This window comes from Variovorax sp. WS11, from assembly GCF_010499245.1.
In the GTDB taxonomy this organism is placed as follows: Bacteria; Pseudomonadota; Gammaproteobacteria; order Burkholderiales; family Burkholderiaceae_C; genus Variovorax.
This window is the reverse complement of the sequence record NZ_JAAGOW010000001.1, coordinates 51620-72972: the sequence shown is the minus strand read 5'-3', so window position 1 is coordinate 72972 and position 21353 is coordinate 51620. Positions and strand designations below refer to the sequence as shown.

General features: G+C 67.6%; 20 protein-coding genes. 9 read left to right on the top strand and 11 right to left on the bottom strand.

Features of this window, described 5'->3' with window-relative positions; translation table 11 throughout:
• Nucleotides 1-284 precede the first annotated feature (284 nt).
• Complete coding sequence (gene xseA / locus GXN78_RS00390) at nt 285-1598, top strand: exodeoxyribonuclease VII large subunit (protein ID WP_106559538.1); 1314 nt, start codon at nt 285-287, stop codon at nt 1596-1598.
• Nucleotides 1599-1645: 47 nt separating this feature from the next.
• Nucleotides 1646-2227, top strand: coding sequence for a Fe-Mn family superoxide dismutase (locus tag GXN78_RS00385; RefSeq protein ID WP_106559539.1), 582 nt, complete (start codon nt 1646-1648; stop codon nt 2225-2227).
• Nucleotides 2228-2298: 71 nt separating this feature from the next.
• Here the strand turns inward: GXN78_RS00385 and GXN78_RS00380 are convergent, their stop codons facing one another.
• From GXN78_RS00380 to GXN78_RS00370, 3 genes are all read right to left on the bottom strand, one after another.
• Nucleotides 2299-2751, bottom strand: a complete 453-nt coding sequence (locus tag GXN78_RS00380) for a DUF192 domain-containing protein (RefSeq protein WP_106559540.1) — start codon at nt 2749-2751, stop codon at nt 2299-2301.
• A gap of 75 nt (nt 2752-2826) precedes the next feature.
• A complete protein-coding gene (locus GXN78_RS00375) occupies nt 2827-3012 on the bottom strand; it encodes a hypothetical protein (RefSeq protein WP_106559541.1) in 186 nt (61 codons plus the stop codon).
• 158 nt (nt 3013-3170) lie between these two features.
• Complete coding sequence (locus tag GXN78_RS00370; protein ID WP_106559542.1) at nt 3171-3488, bottom strand: cell envelope biogenesis protein TolA; 318 nt, start codon at nt 3486-3488, stop codon at nt 3171-3173.
• Nucleotides 3489-3679: 191 nt separating this feature from the next.
• Here GXN78_RS00370 and icd point away from each other — a divergent pair, with 191 nt between their 5' ends.
• The 7 genes from icd to GXN78_RS00335 all read left to right on the top strand — a co-directional run bounded on the left by icd (nt 3680) and on the right by GXN78_RS00335 (nt 11814).
• Complete coding sequence (gene icd / locus GXN78_RS00365; RefSeq protein WP_106559543.1) at nt 3680-4939, top strand: NADP-dependent isocitrate dehydrogenase; 1260 nt, start codon at nt 3680-3682, stop codon at nt 4937-4939.
• A gap of 232 nt (nt 4940-5171) precedes the next feature.
• Nucleotides 5172-5531, top strand: a complete 360-nt coding sequence (gene clpS / locus GXN78_RS00360) for an ATP-dependent Clp protease adapter ClpS (RefSeq protein ID WP_106559544.1) — start codon at nt 5172-5174, stop codon at nt 5529-5531.
• A 54-nt stretch (nt 5532-5585) separates the two neighbouring features.
• Nucleotides 5586-7904, top strand: a complete 2319-nt coding sequence (gene clpA, locus GXN78_RS00355) for an ATP-dependent Clp protease ATP-binding subunit ClpA (protein WP_106559545.1) — start codon at nt 5586-5588, stop codon at nt 7902-7904.
• Between the two features lie 85 nt (nt 7905-7989).
• Nucleotides 7990-9447: a cardiolipin synthase gene (cls, locus tag GXN78_RS00350; protein ID WP_106559546.1), complete on the top strand. Its 1458-nt coding sequence runs from the start codon at nt 7990-7992 to the stop codon at nt 9445-9447.
• Nucleotides 9448-9526: 79 nt separating this feature from the next.
• Complete coding sequence (gene sbcB / locus GXN78_RS00345; protein ID WP_106559547.1) at nt 9527-10969, top strand: exodeoxyribonuclease I; 1443 nt, start codon at nt 9527-9529, stop codon at nt 10967-10969.
• A gap of 15 nt (nt 10970-10984) precedes the next feature.
• On the top strand, nt 10985-11281 hold the full coding sequence (locus tag GXN78_RS00340; protein WP_106559548.1) for a putative quinol monooxygenase: 297 nt from the start codon (nt 10985-10987) through the stop codon (nt 11279-11281).
• Nucleotides 11282-11295: 14 nt separating this feature from the next.
• The gene (locus GXN78_RS00335; RefSeq protein WP_106559549.1) at nt 11296-11814 is read left to right on the top strand and encodes a GNAT family N-acetyltransferase; all 519 of its coding nucleotides are present in this window, start codon (nt 11296-11298) and stop codon (nt 11812-11814) included.
• Nucleotides 11815-11936: 122 nt separating this feature from the next.
• On the opposite strand, the gene GXN78_RS00330 is transcribed toward GXN78_RS00335, so the two are convergent.
• The 8 genes from GXN78_RS00330 to GXN78_RS00295 all read right to left on the bottom strand — a co-directional run bounded on the left by GXN78_RS00330 (nt 11937) and on the right by GXN78_RS00295 (nt 21158).
• On the bottom strand, nt 11937-13217 hold the full coding sequence (locus tag GXN78_RS00330; RefSeq protein ID WP_106559550.1) for an amidohydrolase family protein: 1281 nt from the start codon (nt 13215-13217) through the stop codon (nt 11937-11939).
• A 4-nt stretch (nt 13218-13221) separates the two neighbouring features.
• Complete coding sequence (locus GXN78_RS00325) at nt 13222-14142, bottom strand: ABC transporter permease (RefSeq protein ID WP_106559551.1); 921 nt, start codon at nt 14140-14142, stop codon at nt 13222-13224.
• Nucleotides 14133-15194, bottom strand: a complete 1062-nt coding sequence (locus GXN78_RS00320; protein ID WP_106559552.1) for an ABC transporter permease — start codon at nt 15192-15194, stop codon at nt 14133-14135. Before GXN78_RS00320 ends, GXN78_RS00325 begins: the two co-directional genes overlap by 10 nt.
• Nucleotides 15191-16696, bottom strand: a complete 1506-nt coding sequence (locus GXN78_RS00315) for an ABC transporter ATP-binding protein (protein ID WP_239142783.1) — start codon at nt 16694-16696, stop codon at nt 15191-15193. The genes GXN78_RS00320 and GXN78_RS00315 overlap by 4 nt, the downstream gene beginning before the upstream one ends.
• Nucleotides 16697-16852: 156 nt before the next feature.
• Nucleotides 16853-17854, bottom strand: a complete 1002-nt coding sequence (locus tag GXN78_RS00310) for a BMP family protein (protein WP_106559554.1) — start codon at nt 17852-17854, stop codon at nt 16853-16855.
• A gap of 33 nt (nt 17855-17887) precedes the next feature.
• Entirely contained in the window at nt 17888-18517 is a 630-nt protein-coding gene (gene upp / locus GXN78_RS00305) for a uracil phosphoribosyltransferase (RefSeq protein ID WP_106559555.1), read from the bottom strand.
• 38 nt (nt 18518-18555) lie between these two features.
• Nucleotides 18556-19965, bottom strand: a complete 1410-nt coding sequence (locus GXN78_RS00300; RefSeq protein WP_106559556.1) for a URC4/urg3 family protein — start codon at nt 19963-19965, stop codon at nt 18556-18558.
• Nucleotides 19962-21158, bottom strand: coding sequence for a GTP cyclohydrolase II (locus GXN78_RS00295; protein ID WP_239142556.1), 1197 nt, complete (start codon nt 21156-21158; stop codon nt 19962-19964). The genes GXN78_RS00300 and GXN78_RS00295 overlap by 4 nt, the downstream gene beginning before the upstream one ends.
• Nucleotides 21159-21353 lie beyond the last annotated feature (195 nt).

Below are 21353 nucleotides of genomic sequence, written 5' to 3'. Positions count from 1 at the left end.
GCGCGGCGATTATCCACCGTCGGCGGCAGATGTTCCGATTTGTTTCGCCTGTCGGCCACGGCCCACAACTTCTGTGGATAACTTTGTGGCTAACCCACCGCGCAACCTGCCACCAGCCTCATTTCACCGGCCTCGCGCTGGATCGACCGAATTTTGAGCAGCACTTTTTCCAATCAAATCAACGGCTTGTACGGGAACTCGTGCATGCCGGGCCAATGCCCCGCAGGTACTGGGGGCCATCTCCCTGCTTGTGGACGACTGTCAGCTTGTGATGCTTTCGCCCTATGAGCGAATTTGACGCGCCGCAGGCCCCCGGTCCCCGTGTGTGGGCCGTGGGCGCCCTGTGCCGCGCCGTCGCGGATGCGCTCGAAGCGCGCTTCAATCCGGTCGCGGTGCGCGGCGAGATCAGCGGCTTCTCGCGCGCAGCCAGCGGCCACTGCTACTTCGCGCTGAAGGACGAAAGCGGCCAGCTGCGCTGCGCCATGTTCCGGCGCGCCGCGGGCCTGCTCGATTTCTCGCCGCGCGATGGCGACCAGGTCGAGGTTCGCGGTCGCCTGGCGGTGTACGAGCCGCGCGGCGATCTGCAGCTGGTGGTCGAGAGCCTGCGCCGGGCCGGGCAGGGCGCGCTGTTCGAGCAGTTCCTGCAGCGCAAGGCGCGCCTCGAGGCCGAAGGCCTGTTCGACTCCGCCCGCAAGCGGGCCCTGCCCGCCATGCCGAGGGCGATCGGCATCGTGACCTCGCTGGGCGCTGCCGCGCTGCATGACGTGGTCACAGCCCTGCGGCGGCGCGTGCCGCACATTCCCGTCGTGCTGGCGCCGGCCGCCGTGCAGGGCGCCGGCGCGCCGGGGGAACTGGTGCGCTCGCTGCAATCGCTCTACGCGCTGCGGCCGCAGGTGGACGTGATCCTGCTGGTGCGCGGCGGCGGCTCGATCGAGGATCTCTGGGCCTTCAACGACGAGGCGCTGGCGCGCACGATCGTGCAGAGCCCGGTGCCGGTCGTCAGCGGCATCGGCCATGAAACCGACTTCACCATCGCCGACTTCTGCGCCGATCTCCGTGCGCCGACGCCCACCGCCGCGGCCGAGCTCGTTGCCGCGCCGCGCGAGCTGTGGCTGGCCGCGCTGGCCCTGCTCGATGAGCGGCTGCGTCGAGCGCTTTCGGGGCGCCTGGATGCCATGGACCAACGCGTCGACGATGCGGCTTCCCGGCTCGCCCGCCCCTCCACGCTGGTGCTGCGCCAGCAACTGCGGCTGGCGCAGCATGCGCAGCGCCTGCGCCATGCAGCGCTGTCGCGGACCCAGCGGCTCACCCAGACGCAGCAAGCCTTGCAGGCCGAGCTGCCGCTCAAGTTCGCCCGCGCGCTGGCGCAGCGCAGGGAGCGGCTCGAACGGGCGGCGCTGCGATTGCAGCTGCTCGATCCGGCGCTGGTGCTCGAGCGTGGCTATGCATGGCTCACCGGCGCGGACGGCAAAGCGATCACCCGTGCGCAGCACCTGGCGCCCGGCGATGCCGTCCAGGCGAGGCTGGCCGACGGCACGGCCGACATGACGGTCGTCGGAACGGGCACGTCGAGACCACGTCCGACGCGAGTGCCTTGATTCCTTTCTAGAATGCCTTGTCCCACAACCAACCTGCGAGAAAAGACATGGAACACGTCCTTCCACCCCTGCCATATCCGCTGGACGCGCTGGCGCCCGAGTACTCCAAGGAGACGCTGGAGTACCACTACGGCAAGCATCACAACGCCTATGTGGTGAACCTGAACAACCTGCAGAAGGGCACCGAGTTCGAGAACATGGAACTCGAGGAGATCGTCAAGAAGTCCAGCGGCGGCATCTACAACAACGCCGCGCAGATCTGGAACCACACCTTCTTCTGGAACTGCATGAAGCCCGCCGGCGGCGGCGAGCCCACCGGGGCGCTGGCCAAGGCGATCGACGCCAAGTGGGGCAACTACGCAGCCTTCAAGGAAGCCTTCGTGAAGTCGGCGGTGGGCAACTTCGGTTCGGGCTGGACCTGGCTGGTGAAGAAGGCCGACGGCACGGTGGACATCGTCAACATGGGCGCCGCAGGCACGCCGCTGACCACGGGCGACAAGCCGCTGCTGACGGTGGACGTCTGGGAGCACGCGTACTACATCGACTACCGCAACCTGCGTCCCAAGTACGTGGAGGCCTTCCTGGCCAAGCTCGTGAACTGGGACTTCGCCGCGAAGAACTTCGGCTGAGCCGACCTGCTGCCGCAAAGAAAAAAGCCGACCCGCGGGTCGGCTTTTTTCTTGAGGCTCGCCGATGTGCCTCAGCGTCTGTTCGCGAACAACTCGCCGCCGAGCTTCGCGCCCTTCTTGATGTTCTTGCGGGCGAACCAGCCCTGGTTCATCTCGAGCACGAAGCGAACCGGCTCCTCGGAGCAGTGGGATTCGTCGGTCTGCGGTTTCATGTCCGCCAGGTTGACGATGCGCCCGTCGTCGGCGACGAAGGCGGCGGTCAGCGGCAGCAGGGTGTTGCGCATCCAGAAGCACTGGGTGGCGGGCTGCTCGAACACGAAGATCATGCCCTCGGTCTGGGGCATCTCCTTGCGGAACATGAGGCCGATCTGCCGCTGCTCCGGGGTCTGGGCGACCTGGGCATCGATCTGGTACATGCCCGCGGACAGCTTGACGCGCTGGAGATCGGTTTGGGCTTGCTGGGCGAGCGCTGATGCCATCAACGAGGCGAACAGTGCGAGCAGGACGATAGGACGCTTGAACATGGGACGGCTCTGATGCAAGGGACGGCGCAAACAAAAATGCCCGCGCAGGCGGGCATGGGTGATGGGTAGGGGAGCTTACACCTTCTTCGCGGCGTGCGGCTTGTGAGCGACGTGGCGGACCTTCTTCTTCGCCGCCTTCTGGGTGGTCTTCACCGCATGGACGGAGGCGCTGGGGACGGCCACGGGCGCCGAAGCGTCCTGGGCGGCAAAAGCGCCGACGGCAAAGAAACCGGCGACCAACGCGGCGAGCAGCTTATTCATGAAAAATCCTTTGAAATCGTAAATATGGATTGCGTTCCTCGTCGAGGGCGCCCGCGTTCAACGACTTTGGAGATGGTCAGTTGACACGGCCTGCTGCGTGCGGGCAAAAAAAAGCGTTCCGAAGAACGCTTTTTTTGATTGACTCAGTGCCGGACGGCTTACTGAGGCGTGCCGCCTTGCACGGGAACCGCCTTCTTGCCGCCGCCCTTGGCCGGACGGCGAGCATCGCGCGAATCGCGGCGGGCCTGGGCGGCCTTGTCGGCGCCGGTGGCGGTCACGCCGCCGCTGCCTTCTGCCACCTTGGACTGATCTCCACCGGGAGCCTTGACCTGGCCGGCAGGCTTGGCGGCCTTCCTGGCTTCGGCCCGGTCAGCGGCCTTACCCTGACCCTGGGGGTTGATCTCGGCGGGTTGGGTCTGCGCGAATGCGGCGGTGGCGAACAAGCCGGCCATCATGACTGCGAGAACTTTGCTCATTACAGGATCCTCTGTGGAAATGGTTTGAAAATGCCTCCCGGCCAGCAGAAGGTCCGTCAACAACGAGGGCTATATGACCGCGGTTGACAGAGCCTTCCGCTCCTCCGGTTGCGTCTAAAATTCTACGGCTATTCAGCCGGCTGGAAACATAGTGTCTTCCTGCCTTCAATTCATCCCCGGAGCCCGCTGTCATGTCCAGCTATCAGCACATCAAAGTCCCGGCCGACGGCCAGAAGATCACGGTCAATGCCGACAATTCGCTCAATGTGCCTGACCAACCCATCATTCCTTTCATCGAGGGTGACGGTACCGGGCTCGACATCACGCCGGTGATGATCAAGGTGGTCGACGCGGCGGTCGCCAAGACCTACGGCGGCAAGAAGAAGATCCAGTGGATGGAGGTCTATGCCGGTGAGAAGTCGACCAAGGTCTACGGCCCCGACGTCTGGCTCCCCGAGGAAACCCTGCACGCGGTGCGCGACTACGTGGTGTCGATCAAGGGCCCGCTGACCACCCCGGTCGGCGGCGGCATCCGCTCGCTGAATGTTGCGCTGCGCCAGGAACTCGACCTGTACGTCTGCCTGCGCCCCATTCAGTATTTCGAGGGCGTGCCCAGCCCGGTCAAGGAGCCGCACAAGACCAACATGGTGATCTTCCGCGAGAACTCGGAGGACATCTACGCCGGCATCGAATTCGAGGCCGAGAGCGAAAAAGCCAAAAAGCTCATCAAGATCCTGCAGGACGACTTCGGCGTCAAGAAGATCCGCTTCCCCAACACCTCGGGCCTGGGCATCAAGCCTGTGTCGCGCGAGGGCACCGAGCGCCTGGTGCGCAAGGCGATCCAGTACGCGATCGACAACGACAAGCCCAGCGTGACGATCGTGCACAAGGGCAACATCATGAAGTTCACCGAGGGCGGCTTCCGCGACTGGGCCTATGGCCTGGCGGCCAAGGAGTTCGGCGCCGAGCTGATCGACGGCGGCCCCTGGATGAAGTTCAAGAACCCCAAGTCCGGCAAGGAAATCACCGTCAAGGACTCGATCGCCGACGCCTTCCTGCAACAGATCCTGCTGCGTCCGGCCGAGTACAGCGTGATCGCCACCCTGAACCTGAACGGCGACTATGTGTCCGACGCGCTGGCCGCCCAGGTCGGCGGCATCGGCATCGCCCCGGGCGCCAACCTGAGCGACACGGTCGCCATGTTCGAAGCCACGCATGGCACGGCGCCGAAGTACGCCGGCAAGGACTACGTGAACCCCGGCTCCGAGATCCTTTCGGCGGAGATGATGCTGCGCCACATGGGCTGGACCGAGGCTGCCGACCTGATCATCCGCTCGATGGAAAAGTCCATTGCCAGCAAGAAGGTGACCTACGACTTCGCCCGCCTGATGGAGGGCGCGACCCAGGTGAGCTGCTCGGGCTTCGGCCAGGTCATGATTGACAACATGTAAAAGCGGCCCGCGAAGCGTCGACGGATGCCTTCCGCGCCAAGCCCCGGTTCCGCAAGGCGCCGGGGCTTTTTTCCTTGCGCCGCAGCGTGCCGGATTCGCCGGGGGAAGGCACGCCGCTTGCATACGCTTTCCGGGGCAATCCGGCCGCCCGCGTCTTGAATGTCACAAAGCTGCCACCAGTTGTGCCATCACGGGCGCTGCAAGCGCCGGTCGGCTCGATAAAATGATTTTCATGGCTACCAAAATCCCCTCGACTCCCCCAACGCCGCCGGCCGTGAAGCCGGGGCGGGACGACGGCGATGCGGTCGTGATCGAGCGGCGTCCGCAGAAGACCGCGCCGCCGCAGATGTATCAGGTAGTGATGCTCAACGACGACTACACGCCGATGGAGTTCGTGATCGTCGTGATCCAGGAGTTCTTCAACAAGGACCGGGAAACCGCCACCCAGATCATGCTCAAGATCCATCTCGACGGCCGCGGCATCTGCGGCGTCTATTCCCGCGACATGGCAGCCACCAAGGTCAATCAGGTGATGGAAGCGGCTCACCAGGCCGGGCATCCGCTGCAGTGCGTCAGTGAACCGGTTGAATAAATCGCGCTCCAACCCATCTGAGAATTCATTTACAGCAAAGCCAAAGGAAATAACATGATTGCCCAGGAACTGGAAGTCAGCTTGCACATGGCTTTTGTGGAAGCCAGGCAGCAACGCCATGAGTTCATCACGGTGGAGCATTTGCTGCTCGCTTTGCTGGACAACCCGAGCGCCGCCGAAGTTCTGCGCGCCTGCTCGGCCAACGTGGACGACCTTCGCGCGTCGCTTACCAATTTCATCAAGGACAACACCCCGCAGGTGGCAGGCACCGACGATGTGGACACCCAGCCCACGCTCGGGTTCCAGCGCGTGATCCAGCGCGCCATCATGCATGTGCAGTCCACCGGCAACGGCAAGAAGGAAGTCACCGGCGCCAACGTGCTGGTCGCGATCTTCGGCGAGAAGGACTCGCACGCCGTCTACTACCTGCACCAGCAGGGCGTGACGCGCCTGGACGTGGTGAACTTCATCGCTCACGGCATCAAGAAGAGCGACCCGCCGGAGGCCACCAAGAGCAGCGGCGAATCGTCCTCCGAGGGCGAGGAGGGCGGCGGCGAGAAGAACGAGAAGTCGTCCCCGCTCGAGCAGTTCACGCAGAACCTCAACCAGATGGCCAAGGACGGCAAGATCGATCCGCTGATCGGCCGCGAGTACGAGGTCGAGCGCGTGATCCAGATCCTGTGCCGCCGCCGCAAGAACAACCCGCTGCTGGTGGGCGAGGCCGGCGTCGGCAAGACCGCCATCGCCGAGGGTCTGGCCTGGCGCATCACGCAGGGCGACGTGCCGGAGATCCTGGGCGAGTCCCACGTGTACTCGCTCGACATGGGCGCGCTGCTGGCCGGCACCAAGTACCGCGGTGACTTCGAGCAGCGCCTGAAGGGCGTGCTCAAGTCCCTCAAGGACAAGCCCAACGCGATCCTCTTCATCGACGAGATCCACACGCTGATCGGCGCCGGCGCCGCCTCGGGCGGAACGCTGGATGCGTCGAACCTGCTGAAGCCCGCGCTGTCCAGCGGCGCGCTCAAGTGCATCGGCGCCACCACCTTCACCGAGTACCGCGGCATCTTCGAGAAGGATGCGGCCCTGTCGCGCCGCTTCCAGAAGGTCGACGTGGTCGAGCCGACCGTGCAGGAAACGGTCGACATCCTGAAGGGCCTGAAGTCCCGCTTCGAGGAGCACCATGGCGTGAAGTACGGCGTGGCCGCGCTGCAGGCCGCGGCGGAGCTGAGCGCCAAGTACATCAACGACCGCCACCTGCCCGACAAGGCCATCGACGTGATCGACGAGGCCGGCGCTTCGCAGCGCATCCTGCCGGCGAACAAGCGCAAGAAGACCATCGGCAAGACCGAGGTCGAGGAAATCGTCGCCAAGATCGCGCGCATTCCCCCGGCCAACGTCTCGAACGACGACCGCGGCAAGCTGCAGAACATCGAGCGCGACCTCAAGAGCGTGGTGTTCGGCCAGGACAAGGCGCTCGAGGTGCTCGCCTCGTCCGTCAAGATGGCACGTTCCGGCCTCGGTCGCGACGACAAGCCGATCGGCTCCTTCCTGTTCAGCGGCCCCACCGGCGTCGGCAAGACCGAGGCGGCGAAGCAGCTGGCCTACATCATGGGCATCGAGCTGATCCGCTTCGACATGTCCGAATACATGGAGCGCCATGCGGTGAGCCGGCTGATCGGCGCGCCTCCCGGCTACGTCGGTTTCGACCAGGGCGGTCTCTTGACTGAGGCGATCACGAAGAAGCCACACGCGGTGCTGCTGCTCGACGAGATCGAGAAGGCGCACCCGGACATCTTCAACGTGCTGCTGCAGGTGATGGACCATGGCACGCTGACGGACAACAACGGGCGCAAGGCCGACTTCCGCAACGTGATCATCGTGATGACCACCAACGCGGGCGCCGAGACCATGAACAAGGCGACCATCGGCTTCACCAACCCGCGCCAGGCGGGCGACGAGATGGGCGACATCAAGCGCCTGTTCACGCCGGAATTCCGTAACCGCCTGGATGCGATCGTGAGCTTCAAGTCGCTGGACGAGCAGATCATCCTGCGCGTGGTCGACAAGTTCCTGCTGCAGCTCGAAACCCAGCTGGCCGAGAAGAAGGTCGACGTCACCTTCACCGACACGCTGCGCAAGCACCTGGCGAAGAAGGGCTTCGACCCGCTGATGGGCGCGCGCCCGATGCAGCGCCTGATCCAGGACACGATCCGCCGCGCCCTGGCCGACGAGCTGCTGTTCGGACGCCTGCAGGAAGGCGGGCGTCTCACGGTGGACCTCGACGACAAGGAAGAGGTGCAGTTGGACATCCAGCCCCTGCCGAAGAAGGAAGGCCGCGCCAAGCCCGAAGCCGAAGAGGCCGCCACGGGCTGATCCGCGATCCTGGGCGACGCCAGTCCCAAGGCCGGTAGCATTCGCGCTACCGGCCTTTTTTCTTGCACGAACCTCTCTTCGCCCTTTGATCCTCCCCGAGCTCAGCCAGGAATGGAAGACCGGCCTCTCCCTCGCGTGGAGCGGCTACATCGCGGTGCTTTCCGTCTGGATCGTGATGCAGAAGCGCGCGCCGGTCTCGACGATGAGCTGGATCCTCTCGCTGGCGCTGCTGCCGTTCGCGGGATTCCTCATCTACTACTTCCTTGGGCCGCAGCGGTTGAAGAAGCAGCGCCTCAAGCGGCTGCGCAGCCGCGCCATCGCCCAGGCGCCGGCCGACGTGGCCAGCCTGCGCGCGGCGGCCGAGCGCGCGCCGCCGGCGCTGCGCCAGATGGCTGCGCTCGGCACGGCGGCCTGCGGGCTGCCGGTCTCGAGCGCCACGGCCACCGAGCTGCTGTCCGGCGGTGCCAGCACCTTCGACGCCATCTTCGAGGCGATCCGCGAGGCGCGCGACCACGTCCACCTCGAGTACTACATCTTCGAGCCCGACAGGACCGGTACGGCGCTGCGCGACCTGCTGATCGAACGCGCGCGCGAGGGCGTCACCGTGCGCCTGCTGCTCGACGCCCTGGGCTCCAAGCGCATCGGGCGCCGCTTCATGGCGCCCATGCTCGAGGCGGGCATCGAAGTCGCGCTGTTTCACGACACCCGCATCGGCCGGCGGCTGCGGCCCGTGATCAACTACCGCACCCACCGCAAGATCGTGGTGTGCGACGGGCGCGTCGGCTTCACCGGCGGCGTCAACATCACCGACGCGGAAGACCGCCGCATCCGACCCGACGCCTACCACGACGCCCACCTGCGCATCGAGGGCAGCGCGGTGCGCTGGCTGCAGACCACCTTCCTCGAGGACTGGACCTACGCGACCGGCGAGGACCCGCGCCGCATCAACAAGACGCTCGATGCCCTGCTGCCGCGGCTGCCCGGCAACGATGGCGCGGGCGATATCCCGGTGCAGATCGTCACCAGCGGGCCCGACAGCGCCCTCGAAGCCATCCACCGCATCCACGTCGCTGCCATCCACTCGGCTTCGCATCGCGCATGGCTCACCACGCCGTACTTCGTGCCCGGCGAGCCGGCGTTGATGGCACTGACCAGCGCGGCACTGCGCGGCGTGGACGTGCGCCTGCTGGTGCCGCGGCGCAGCGATTCGCTGGTCGTGAGCGCCGCCGCGCGCTCCTACTACGACGAGCTGATCGCCGCCGGCGTCAAGATCTGGGAGTACAAGGCGCGCATGCTGCACTCCAAGACGCTGGTGGTGGACGACCATTGCGCGATGATCGGCACCGCCAACTTCGACAATCGCAGCTTCCGGCTCAATTTCGAGGTGTGCGCCGTGATCTACGGCCCGGCGCTCGCCAAACCGCTCGCGGCGCAGTTCGAGACCGATCTGCACAGCGCCTCGCCGGTCCGTGCGCTGCGGCGCCAGGCTTTCGCGCGCCGGCTCGGGGATGCGACCGCGCGGCTGTTTTCACCGCTTCTCTGAAACGAGATCGGGATCGAATTGCCGGACGCGAGGCTTTCGCGAAGGGCGCAAAAGTAATAAGAGGGAGAAATCACTTTTGATGACGAAGCAGACTTTTCTTTGGCACGACTACGAGACCTTCGGCGTCGTGCCGCGGCGCGACCGGCCCGCGCAGTTCGCGGGCGTTCGCACCGACGCCGAGCTCAACGAGATCGGCGAGCCCTTGATGATCTACTGCAAGCCCGCGCCCGACTACCTGCCGAGCCCGGAGTCCTGCCTGATCACCGGCATCACGCCCCAGCTGTGCCTCGAACGCGGCCTGCCCGAGCATGAGTTCGCCGCGCAGATCGAGGCCGCGTTCTCGCAGCCCGGCACCATCGGCGTCGGCTACAACACCATCCGCTTCGACGACGAGGTGACGCGTTTCCTGTTCTGGCGCAACCTCATCGACCCCTACGCGCGCGAGTGGCAGAACGACTGCGGCCGATGGGACCTGCTCGATGTCGTGCGCCTGTGTTTTGCGCTCCGCCCCGAGGGCATCGAGTGGCCGAAGAAGGAAGACGGCTCGCAGAGCTTCAAGCTGGAAGACCTGGCGCGCGCCAACGGGCTGCTGCACGAGGCGGCCCACGATGCGCTCTCGGACGTGCGCGCCACCATCGCGCTGGCGCGCCTCATCCGCACGCGCCAGCCCAAGCTCTTCGACTTCGCGCTGGGGTTGCACAAGAAAGACCGCGTCGCCGGCGAGCTGGGCTTGCCGGCCACGCGCGAGACGGCGCGGCCCTTCCTGCACGTCTCGGGCATGTTCCCGGCCGAGCGCGGATGCCTCGCCGTGATGTGGCCGCTGGCGAGCCATCCGAGCAACAAGAACGAGCTGCTCGCCTGGGACCTCGCGCACGACCCCAGCGAGCTGCGCGACCTGGACGTCGCGACCCTGCGCCTGCGCCTCTTCACCCGCAGCGCCGATCTGCCGGAAGGCGTGCTGCGCCTGCCGCTGAAGGGCGTGCACCTCAACAAGTCGCCGATGGTGGTCGGCAACCTCAAGACCCTGGCGCCGGCCATGGCCACGCGCTGGGGCATCGACCTCGATGCGGCGATGCGCCACGCGGCACTGGCGGCGGCGCTGCCCGACATGAGCGCCATCTGGCCGCAGGTCTACGAGCGGCCGCGCGCAGAGACGCTCGATGTCGACGAGGACCTCTACGGCGGCTTCGTCGGCAACGGCGACCGCCGGCGGCTCACGCAACTGCGCGGCCTGTCGCCCGCCGAGCTGGCGCGTTCGCGCACCGGCTTCGACGACCCTCGGCTGGAGGAGCTGGTGTTCCGCTACCGCGCGCGCAACTTTCCCGATACGCTCGATGCCGAGCAGGTCGAGCGCTGGGAGGCGCATCGCGTGGCGCGCCTGCTCGAAGGCGAGGGCGGGGCGCGCAATGTCGACCAGCTCTTCGCCGCGATCGACGTGCTGGCCGAGACGGCCGACGAGCGCGGCGAGGAGATCCTCGGCGCGCTTTACGAATATGCCGAGGCCATCGCTCCCTCGGCTTGAAGAACAGGAGACGCCATGATTCTCGTGACCGGCGACATCGTCGCCAAACCCGACACCCTGGACGAAGTCCTGGCCCTCAGCCTCGAGCATGTCCGGCGCTCGCGCGCCGAGCCCGGCTGCAGCTCCCATGCGGTGCATCGCGACGAAGAGAACCCGCTGCGCCTGGTCTTCGTCGAGCAATGGGCCGATCGCGAGTCCTTGCTCGCACATTTCGCGGTGCCGGCGTCGCGCAGCTTCGCCAAGGCGGTGGGCGGCCTGGCCGCGCAGCCGCCGACGCTGCAGATCTACGAGGCCCGGCCCCTGCCGCTCTGAGAGCCTGTGAACGGATGCAGATCCGCCGCCTTGTTCCCGATGACGCGCAGGCCTACCGGGCCCTGATGCTGGAGGCCTACGAGCGTCATCCCGAGGCCTTCACCTCCACCGCCACGGAGCGTGCGGCGCTGCCGCTGTCCTGGTGGGAGACGCGGCTCGATGCATCGCCCCAGGCCGCTCAGGTCGTGCTGGGCGGCTTCGACGGCGATCGGCTCGCCGGCACCGCCGGCCTCCTGTTCGAGACGCGCGAGAAGTCGCGGCACAAGGCAAGCCTGTTCGGCATGTATGTCGCGCCGTCGTCGCGGCACGCCGGCTTCGGCCGGCAACTGGTGCTGGCTGCCCTGGCGCAGGCGGCGGCGCGTGACGGCGTCAAGCTGGTCCAACTGACCGTGACGCAAGGGAACGCGGCGGCGCAGGCGCTCTATGTGCAGTGCGGCTTCGCGTCCTTCGGTGTCGAGCCCTTTGCCGTCGCGGTCGGCGGCGTCTTCCTCGGCAAGATCCACATGTGGCGCTCGCTGGATCCGCCCGCTTGAAGCTCCGAAGCTGATAGCAACGTCATCCGGCCGAGGTGAGCTTCTCCAATCCCGGCGCCGTGTTCGCGCGTTCCGACGGCGGCGTGACCACGGTGGGCTTCAGCGTGGCGCTGGAGGGCTGATCAGGGCCTGGGAATCATCCAGCCGGTCGTGGGCGGGCGGCCGGAGAGATGCAGGGCGGCCGTGGCCGGCGGCGTCTGCGCCAGCAGGAGGCCCTTGCGATACACCTTGAGCCGCGACGCGCGCAGCCGGATCGCCTCGATGGGATCGCGCGCCTGCAGCAGCACGAAGCTCGCATCGCAACCCGCCTCCAGGCCGTAGCCTTCGAGCCCGAAGACCTTCGCGGCATTCGTCGTCACCGCGTCGAAGCACTGCCGGATGCCCTGCTGGCTGGTCATCTGCGCCACATGCAGGCCCATGTGCGCCACTTCCAGCATGTCGCCCGAGCCCATGCCGTACCACGGGTCCATCACGCAGTCGTGGCCGAAGGCGACGTTCACGCCCTGGGCCATCAGCTCGGGTACGCGCGTCATGCCGCGGCGCTTGGGGTAGCTGTCGTGCCGGCCCTGCAGCGTGATGTTGATCAGTGGATTGGCCACCACGCCGACACCGGCTTCGGCGATGAGCGGCAGCAGCTTGCTCACGTAGTAGTTGTCCATCGAATGCATGGAGGTGCAGTGCGAGCCGGTCACGCGCCCCTGCAGCCCGAGCCGCTGCGCCTCGAAGGCCAGGGTCTCGATGTGGCGCGAGAGCGGGTCGTCCGATTCGTCGCAGTGCATGTCCACCGGCAGGCCGCGCTCGGCGGCCAGCTCGCACAGCAGCTTCACGCTGGCGGCGCCGTCGGCCATGGTGCGCTCGAAGTGCGGAATGCCGCCGACCACGTCCACGCCCTTGTCGAGCGCGCGCTTCAGGTTGTCGACGCCGCCCGGCGTGCGCAAGACGCCGTCCTGCGGGAAGGCGACGAGCTGCAGGGTGAGGTAGGGCGCGACCCGCTTCTTGACCTCGAGCAGCGCATCGACGGCGAGCAGGCTCGGATCGCTGGTGTCGACATGGCTGCGGATCGCCAGCAGCCCTTTGGCCACCGCCCAGTCGCAGTAGGCCATCGCACGCTCGATCAGCGCCTCGGCGGTGAGCAGTGGCTTGAGCTCGCCCCATAGCGCGATGCCTTCGAGCAGCGTGCCGCTCTGGTTGACCCGCGGCAGGCCGTAGCTCAGCGTGGCGTCCATGTGGAAATGCGGATCGACGAAATGCGGGGCGACCAGCAGGCCTTGGGCATCGAGCTTCTCGTGCGCCGGTGCATCGAGGCCCGCCGTCACTTCGGCGATGCGGCCGTCCTGCACGGCGATGGACATGTCGGTGCGGCCGTCGGGCAGCGTGGCGTTGTGAACCAGTAGGTCGAGCATGGCGTCAGCGTTCTCCCTTGCGATAGGGCTTCATGAGGGCCTGCGGATAGCCGGCCTTGCGCGCCACCAGCACCAGCGCCACGATCGACAGCACATAGGGCAGCATCAGGTACAGCTGGTAGGGCAGCAGCGCGTCGCCCGATTGTTGCAGCCGCAGCTGCAGTGCGTCGAAGAAGGCGAACAGCAAGGCACCCAGCAGGGCCTTGCCCGGCCGCCAGGAGGCGAACACGACCAGTGCCACGCAGATCCAGCCGCGCCCGTTGACCATGTTGAAGAAGAAGGCGTTGAAGGCCGAGAGCGTGAGGAAGGAGCCCGCCACGCCCATCAGCGCCGAGCCGGCCACGATGGCGCCGGTGCGTGTGGCCGCGACCGACACGCCCTGGCCCTCGGCCGCCTGCGGGTTCTCGCCCACCATGCGCAGTGCCAGGCCCAGCGGCGTGCGGTAGAGCAAGTACGCCAGCAGCGGCACCAGCAGCAGCGCCAGCAGCGTGAGCGGCGTCTGCGCGTCGAGCACGGGGATGGGCAGCCACTCCATCGGCGCGAAGGGCGTGACCGTCGGCGGCGCGTTGACCTTCGGGAAGCTCACGCGGTAACCGTAATAGCTGAGCGCCGTCGCCAGCAGCGTGATGCCGAGGCCCGACACGTGCTGCGACAGTGCGAGGCCTACGGTGAGCAGGGCATGCAGCAAGCCGAAGACCGCACCCGTGAGCGCGGCCACCGCCACGCCCGCCCACAAGGGCGCGCCGGCATACACCGTGAGCCATCCGGTGAAAGCGCCCGCGACCATGATGCCCTCGATGCCGAGGTTCAACACGCCCGCGCGCTCGCACAGCAGCACGCCCAGCGTGCCGAAGATCAGCGGCGTGGCGATGCGCAGCACCGCCACCCAGAAGGCCTGGTTGGAGAGGATGTCGGCTATTTCCATCGCAGGCGATATTGCGTGAGCAGCGTGGCCACCAGCACTGCGATCAGCGAGGCGGCCACGATCACATCGGCGATATAGGTCGGCACGCCGATCGCCCGGCTCATCGTGTCTGCCCCCACCTGCACGCCGGCCACGAACACGCCCGCGGCCAGCACGCCCAGCGGATGCAGCCCGGCCAGCATCGCGATCACAATGCCGCTGTAGCCGTAGCCGGGCGACATGTCGAGCGTGACGTAGCTGGTGCGGCCCGCCACCTCGATGGCGCCGGCCAGCCCCGCCAGCGCGCCCGAGATCAAGGCCACCAGCACCACGGTGCGCGTGACCGGCACGCCGGCGAAGGCCGCCGCCCGCGCATTGGCGCCCAGCGCGCGGATGTCGAAGCCGATCACCGTGTACTTGAAGAGCACCCAGGCCAGCAGGGCCAGCGCGCCGGCCCACATCAGGCCGGTGTGGACGCGGGTCTGGGCAATCAACCGGCCCAGTTCCAGCTCGGACTGCAGCGACACGCTCTGCGGCCAGCCCATCGCCGTCGGGTCCTTCATCGGCCCGTCGAGCAGCGCCGAGACGCCGAGCAGCACGATGAAGTTGATCAGCAGCGTGGTCACCACCTCGTCCACGCCCAGCTTGTTCTTCATCAGCGCGGGGCCCAGCAGCAGCAGGGCGCCGACGCAGGCGGCGGCCGCCATCATCAGCGGGAAGAGCAGCCAGATCGGCAGCGCGAAGCCGGTGCCGCCATGCATGCCGCCCACCGCCACGGCAGCGAGCGCGCCGCCGTAGAACTGCCCCTCGGCGCCGATGTTGAAGAGCCGGGCCTTGAATGCGACGGTGGCGGCCAGGCCGGTGAGGATCAGCGGCGTGGCGCGCGTGAGCGTCTCGCTCCAGGCGAAGACCGAGCCGAAGCCGCCCTGCAGCAGCAGCGCATAGGTACGGCCCACCGGCGCGCCGGCCCACAGCACCAGCAGCGCGCTGACCAGCAGGGTGAAGCCGATCGCGCCGACGGGCGCCAGCAGCAGCGCGGCGCGCGAAGCTTCGTGTCGACGCTCCAGTCTCATCCTGGAGAGCCTGCCATCGCCAGCCCGATGGCTTCGCGCGTCCAAGCCGAAGCGGGGCGTGGCTCGCCCAGCCGGCCGCCGTGCATCACGGCGACCCGGTCCCCCAGCGCCAGCACCTCGTCGAGGTCATCGGAAATCAGCAGCACCGCGGCGCCGGCATCGCGTGCCGCGATCAGCTGCTGCTGCACGTAGGCGACCGCGCCGATGTCCAGGCCCCATGTGGGCTGGTGCGCGACGATCAGGCGCGCTGTCTTGTTCTTTGCCGCATCCGGCGCCAGCAGCGCACGGCCGAGGATGAGCTTTTGCATGTTGCCGCCCGAGAGCGCGCGCGCCGGCGCGTCCAGCCCGGCGCCGCGCACGTCGAAGGCCTGCTCGACGCGGCGTGCATGGGCACGCGCCGCCGCGCGCCGCACCCAGAGCCAGCGCGAGAAGCCGGCGTTGCGAAGCCGCTCGGAGACCGCGTTCTCCCACACCGGCAGGTCGCCCACCACGCCGACTGCGTGCCGGTCCTCCGGAATGCGGGCCACGCCGCGCCGGACCAGGCGAGCGGGCGAGGCGGGCAGGGCGCGTCCCATCAGCTGCACGCTGCCGCCGGTCGCGCGGCGCGTGCCGCAAAGCAGCTCCGCCAGCGCGACCTGCCCGTTGCCGGAGACGCCCGCCACGGCCGTGATCTCGCCGGCGCGCAGGGCGAGCGAGACATCGAGCAGCCGGTCGTGCCCCTCGCCGGCGGTGCGCACGTGGTCGAGCACGCACACCGCATCGCCCACCTGCCGCGCCGGCGTCCGCATCACGCCCTCCACCGCATGGCCGACCATCCACAGCGCCAGCTGCGCCTGCGTGGTCTCGCGCGTGGGCGCCTCGGCCACCAGCCTGCCGCCGCGCAGCACCGCGATGCGGTGCGAGACGCGCAGCACCTCGTCCAGCTTGTGGCTGATGAAGATGATCGAGAGCCCGCCGGCCACCATCTGCGCGAGCGTGTGGAACAGCGCCTCGCTTTCCTGCGGGGTGAGAACGGCGGTGGGCTCGTCGAGGATCAGGATGCGCGCGCCCCGGTACAACGCCTTGAGGATCTCCACCCGCTGCCGCTCGCCCACCGACAGGCTGCCGACCCGGGCCTCCGGCTGCACCGGCAGGCCGAAGCGCTGCGAGACCTCGAGCAGCCTGGCGCGCGCGGCGGCACGCCGCGAGAAGGGCTGCCACCAGGGCTCGGTGCCCATCATCACGTTGTCTAGCACGCTCAGGTTGTCGGCCAGCGTGAAGTGCTGGTGCACCATGCCGATGCCTGCGGCCAGCGCCGCCTTGGGCAGGCCGGGCGCCAGCGGCCGGCCGAAGACCTCGATCTCGCCTTCGTCGGCGGTGTAGTGGCCGAAGAGGATCGACATCAGCGTGGACTTGCCGGCGCCGTTCTCGCCCAGGAGAGCCAGCACCTCGCCGGCCTTCAGTTCGAGCGAGATCGCGTCGTTGGCGACCAAGGTGCCGAAGCGCTTGCTGATGCCGCGCAGCGAGAGGACGCTCTCTTGCTCCCTCTCCCGCTTGCGGGAGAGGGCGGGGGTGAGGGCAGCGGGCGGTTGTTGAGGCTGAGCGCTATCCACGGCCCGGTGCCCTCACCCCAACCCTCTCCCGCAAGCGGGAGAGGGAGCAGGAACCATCCATCGCGCTTACTTGGCGGTGGATTTCGGTTGGCTATCGTTGACCTTGACGGTGAATTTTCCGGAGAGGATCTCGGCCTCTCTCGCCTTGACCTTGGCCAAGATCTCCGGCGGCACCTTCTTCTCGAAAGTGCCGAGCGGCGCCAGCTCGGAGCCCTTGTGCTTCATCATCGAATAGGGGCCGTAGTCCTCGGCGGCGAACTTGCCTTCCTTCACCAGCTTGATCGCGCGGTCGGCCGAGGGCTCGAAGTTCCACAGTGCCGAGGCCACCACGGTGTCGGGGTACTTGTCCTGCGTGTCGATCACGTTGCCGATGGCGAGCTTGCCCTTTTCCTTGGCTGCGTCGCTGACGCCGAAGCGCTCGGCATACATCAGGTCGGCGCCCTTGTCGATCATCGCGAAGGCGGCCTCCTTGGCCTTGGGCGGGTCGAACCAGCTGTTGATGAAGCTCACGCTGAACTCCACCTTGGGGTTGGTTTCCTTTGCGCCGGCCATGAAGGCGTTCATCAGCCGGTTGACCTCGGGAATGGGGAAGCCGCCGACCATGCCGATCTTGTTGGTCTTGGTCATGCCGCCGGCCACCATGCCGGAGAGATAGGCCGGCTCCTGGATGTAGTTGTCGAAGACCGAGAAGTTGGGCGCCTGCGGCTTCAGCGAGGAGCCCATCAGGAAGGCCGTTTTCGGGAAGTCCTTCGCGACCTTGCGCGCCGCGGCCTCGACGCCGAAGACCTCGCCGAGGATCAGCTGGTTGCCGGCCTGCGCGTACTCGCGCATCACGCGCTCGTAGTCTGCGTTGGAGACGTTCTCGGTGGCCTTGTACTCGATCTCGCCACGCGCTTCGGCCGCCTTCAATGCCTTGTGGATACGGCCCACCCATTGCTGCTCGAAGGGCACGGTGTAGACCGCCGCCACCTTGAGCTTGGCTTGCGCGAGCGCAAGGCAGGGCGCGCCGGCCGCGAGCGCTGCGGCGATGGCGACGGAACGGACGATCAGGTGACGGCGTAGGGGCACGAACTCTCTCCTCGTTGATGGAAGCTTGTTTGTTTACTTGGTGCCGAAGATGCGGTCGCCTGCATCTCCTAGGCCAGGCAGGATGTAGCCGTGGCTGTTGAGCTCGCGGTCAATCGCGGCTGTGTAGATCGGCACATCGGGGTGCGCCGCCTGCATGTTGCGGATCCCTTCGGGACAGGTCAGCAGGCACACGAACTTGATCGACTTCGGGTTCAGCTCCTTGAGCCGCTCCACCGCCGCGACCGCCGAGTTGCCTGTGGCCAGCATCGGGTCGACCACGATGCAGTCGCGCTCGCCCATCTCGCCGGGCATCTTGAAGTAGTACTCGACCGCGGTCAGCGTCTTCGGGTCGCGGTACAGGCCGATGTGGCCCACGCGCGCGCCGGGCACCACGCTGAGCATGCCGTCGAGGATGCCGGTGCCGGCGCGCAGGATGGACACCAGCACCACCTTCTTGCCGTCGATCACCTTGGCGTTCATGGTCTCGAGCGGTGTCTCGATCTCGATGTCCTGCATCGCCATGTCGCGCGTGACCTCGTAGGCCATCAGCATGCTGATCTCGTTGAGGAGGCGCCGGAAGCTGTTGGTGCTGGCCTCCTTGCGGCGCATCAGCGTGAGCTTGTGCTGGACGAGGGGATGATCGACGAGGTGGACGTTGCTCATGAGAAAGGGCTTCCTGGCGTTTTTCGAAAGGAGGGAGTCTAGAAGACCGTGCCGTCGCTTTCGATGCGCAGAGGCGGTGTGCCGCCACGCAAGCGCTGTGCCAGCACGCGGCCCGCGGCCCAGGTGCCGCCCTCCAGCACGCGAGCCAGCGGCAGCTCTTCCTCGCTGCGGCCGAGCGCCTTGCGCACGCGCGGCGCCAGCTCGTCGAGCAGTGCGATGGTCAGCGCGCGCCATTCGACGATGAACTCGTCGCCGGTCTTCCAGGTGCGCTCCAGCAGGGCTGGGTCCCGCGGCACTATCACGCCGCTGTCGAGCAGCAGCCCGCCGTTGCGGTACTCCGGCAGGGCGGTGAGCGCCTCCAGGTGGCGCACCCTGACGCCTGCCCATTCGAAGGGCTCGATCAGCGAGTAGGTGAGCCACTGTGAGAGCTTGTGGAAGGGCATCCAGCCGTTGGTCAGCCCGGGCCCGCGCACGGCGCGGTGGCGCCAGCAGTCGCCTAGCGCCAGCGCGGGATCGCCCGAGGGGATGCCGCCCGCTGCGTCGCTGCCGTCGGCCGCGAGGCTGTCGATGAAGTTGGCGGCGGGCCAGATGCCCGACAGCGATTCGAGCAGCAGCGAAAGGATGTCGTGTGCGGTGACTTCGGCCGTCGGCGGCGCGGTGGGGCCGAGGGGGCTGACCAGCGCGTTGAAGATGCCGCCCGGGCGGCCGTCGTCGCCGAAGGTCTCGGGCTGCTCGCTCATGGCCTCGCCCAGGCGGCGCAGCAGGGTGGCGCGGCCGGAGAGCCCCACCAGCTGGTTCATGTCGCTGACCTGGAAGGCATCGCCCAGCCGGTCGGTCACCAGGCCGCGCAGCCCTGCGGCATCGGCCTGCAGCGGGCGATCGGGGTCGGAGGAGAACAGGCCGCCGGTGAAGGCATGGAAGCTCGCGACACCCAGCCCTTCGGAGCGCGTGAAGCGCTTGCCGGTGGCAGGCTCGGTGTAGTGCCAGTAGGGGCCGGCGCCGGCATCGAGCAGCACGCTCACCAGCACCAGGTCGATATGGGCGCGGGCGCGCTCCGTCGGGTTCAGATGGCCTAGCAGGCGGTCGAGCTCTTCCATCCGGTTCACGTCGCCAGCCTCGAAGTGGCGCCAGCGGCTGTGAAAGGGGATGGGGCCGGAGGGATAGCGTTCGTGCGTCACCCCCGCCACGGCGCGCGCGGTCTCCTCGAGCGCCGCCTCGTCGCCGATGGTGAACCACTCCGATTCGCCGCGCCGCGCATGCGCCAGCAGCGCGGCGGCGCGGATGCGGATCGCGCGCGTGGTGCGCAGAAAGGCCACGGCGCCGGCGGGGTGGGCGGTGTCTTCGACGAACTCGAGTGCGGGGTCGACATGGCCGTCGGCGTCGGCATGGCGAACAGCCGCATTCGAAGTGGGCCGGTCGGGGTCGAGCCCGTAGTTGTCTTTGCTCATGGATCGAGTGTCCTTCCCTTGGCCTTCTTGAGTTCCTCGGCGTCGGGCACGACGCCGGGCGTGAAGTAGCCGGCCGCCATCTTGGCGTCCATCTCGACCCGCGCGTCGGCGGGGATCAGCTCGTCGGGGATGTTCACCCGCTCGCCGATCTCGATGCCCGAGCCGGCGATGGCGTCGAACTTCATGTTGCTCATCGACACCAGGCGGTGGATCTTGCGGATGCCGAGCCAGTGGAAGACGTCGGGCATCAGCTCCTGGAAGCGCATGTCCTGCACGCCGGCCACGCACTCGGTGCGGGCGAAGTACTGGTCGGCCGTGTCGCCGCCCACCTGGCGCTTGCGCGCGTTGTAGACCAGGAACTTGGTCACCTCGCCGAGCGCACGGCCTTCCTTGCGCGAGTAGGCGATGAGGCCCACCCCGCCGCGCTGCGCGCCGCGGATGCACTCCTCGATCGCATGCGTGAGATAGGGGCGGCAGGTGCAGATGTCGGAGCCGAAGACGTCGGAGCCGTTGCACTCGTCGTGGATGCGCGCCGTGAGCTCGACCTCCGGGTTGGCCAGGTCGCGAGGGTTGCCGAAGATGTAGAGCGTCTGGCCGCCGATGGGCGGCAGGAAGACCTCGAGGTCGGAGCGGGTCACGAGCTCGGGGTACATGCCGCCGGTTTCTTCGAAGAGCACACGGCGCAGGTCGGTCTCGGAGCAGCCAAAGCGGCGGGCCACCTCAGGCAGATACCAGACCGGTTCGATCGCCGCCTTGGTGACGACGGCCGCGCCGCCGGGCGTGAGGAACTTGCCGTCGGCCACCAGCCGGCCCTTCTGCAGCCCCTCGATGACCTCGGGCAGGATCACATGCGCCTTGGTGATCGCGATGGTCGGGCGGATGTCGTAGCCGGCCGCCAGCTCGGCCGCGAAGGCATCGGCCACCACCGCGCCCCAGGGGTCGAGCGAGACGATGCGGCCCGGCTCGCCCCATTGCGGGTAAGGCCCGACCACGTCGGTGGGCGCGGTGTTGGTCAGGTCGGCCTTGTGCTCGCGCTTGAGCGCGCCGGCCGCCACGGCCAGCGCGCGATAGACGCTGTAGGAGCCGCTGTGCGTGCCGATCACGTTGCGATGCGCGCGCTTGGTGGTGGTGCCCACCACCGGCCCGCGCTCGGCGGCGTTGGCGGCGCCCCACTGGATGGGCAGCGCGCCCATGCCGCCGGCATGCGAAGTCAGGCGGATGTGCGGCCGTTGCGGGGATGCAGAGGCCGGCGTGGTGGAGGCCGGCGCGGAGGGGGAGCTCGGAAGGATTCCGGGAAAGCGTCGGCGTGGAAGGAGTCGGAACGGCGTCAACGGACATTGCAGGCCCTCAAAAACACAATGTAGCGAGGGCTTCTGCGGCTGGCAAGC

Bases quoted from the DNA above. Each gene is read 5' to 3' on its own strand.
- GXN78_RS00340 (WP_106559548.1), top strand. From the start codon at position 10,985: ATGATTCTCGTGACCGGCGACATCGTCGCCAAACCCGACACCCTGGAC.
- xseA (WP_106559538.1), top strand. From the start codon at position 285: ATGAGCGAATTTGACGCGCCGCAGGCCCCCGGTCCCCGTGTGTGGGCC.
- GXN78_RS00385 (WP_106559539.1), top strand. From the start codon at position 1,646: ATGGAACACGTCCTTCCACCCCTGCCATATCCGCTGGACGCGCTGGCG.
- clpA (WP_106559545.1), top strand. From the start codon at position 5,586: ATGATTGCCCAGGAACTGGAAGTCAGCTTGCACATGGCTTTTGTGGAA.
- GXN78_RS00375 (WP_106559541.1), bottom strand. From the start codon at position 3,012: ATGAATAAGCTGCTCGCCGCGTTGGTCGCCGGTTTCTTTGCCGTCGGC.
- GXN78_RS00335 (WP_106559549.1), top strand. From the start codon at position 11,296: ATGCAGATCCGCCGCCTTGTTCCCGATGACGCGCAGGCCTACCGGGCC.
- icd (WP_106559543.1), top strand. From the start codon at position 3,680: ATGTCCAGCTATCAGCACATCAAAGTCCCGGCCGACGGCCAGAAGATC.
- GXN78_RS00380 (WP_106559540.1), bottom strand. From the start codon at position 2,751: ATGTTCAAGCGTCCTATCGTCCTGCTCGCACTGTTCGCCTCGTTGATG.
- upp (WP_106559555.1), bottom strand. From the start codon at position 18,517: ATGAGCAACGTCCACCTCGTCGATCATCCCCTCGTCCAGCACAAGCTC.
- GXN78_RS00370 (WP_106559542.1), bottom strand. From the start codon at position 3,488: ATGAGCAAAGTTCTCGCAGTCATGATGGCCGGCTTGTTCGCCACCGCC.
- GXN78_RS00330 (WP_106559550.1), bottom strand. From the start codon at position 13,217: ATGCTCGACCTACTGGTTCACAACGCCACGCTGCCCGACGGCCGCACC.
- GXN78_RS00300 (WP_106559556.1), bottom strand. From the start codon at position 19,965: ATGAGCAAAGACAACTACGGGCTCGACCCCGACCGGCCCACTTCGAAT.
- GXN78_RS00320 (WP_106559552.1), bottom strand. From the start codon at position 15,194: ATGAGACTGGAGCGTCGACACGAAGCTTCGCGCGCCGCGCTGCTGCTG.
- sbcB (WP_106559547.1), top strand. From the start codon at position 9,527: ATGACGAAGCAGACTTTTCTTTGGCACGACTACGAGACCTTCGGCGTC.
- GXN78_RS00325 (WP_106559551.1), bottom strand. From the start codon at position 14,142: ATGGAAATAGCCGACATCCTCTCCAACCAGGCCTTCTGGGTGGCGGTG.
- clpS (WP_106559544.1), top strand. From the start codon at position 5,172: ATGGCTACCAAAATCCCCTCGACTCCCCCAACGCCGCCGGCCGTGAAG.
- GXN78_RS00295 (WP_239142556.1), bottom strand. From the start codon at position 21,158: ATGGGCGCGCTGCCCATCCAGTGGGGCGCCGCCAACGCCGCCGAGCGC.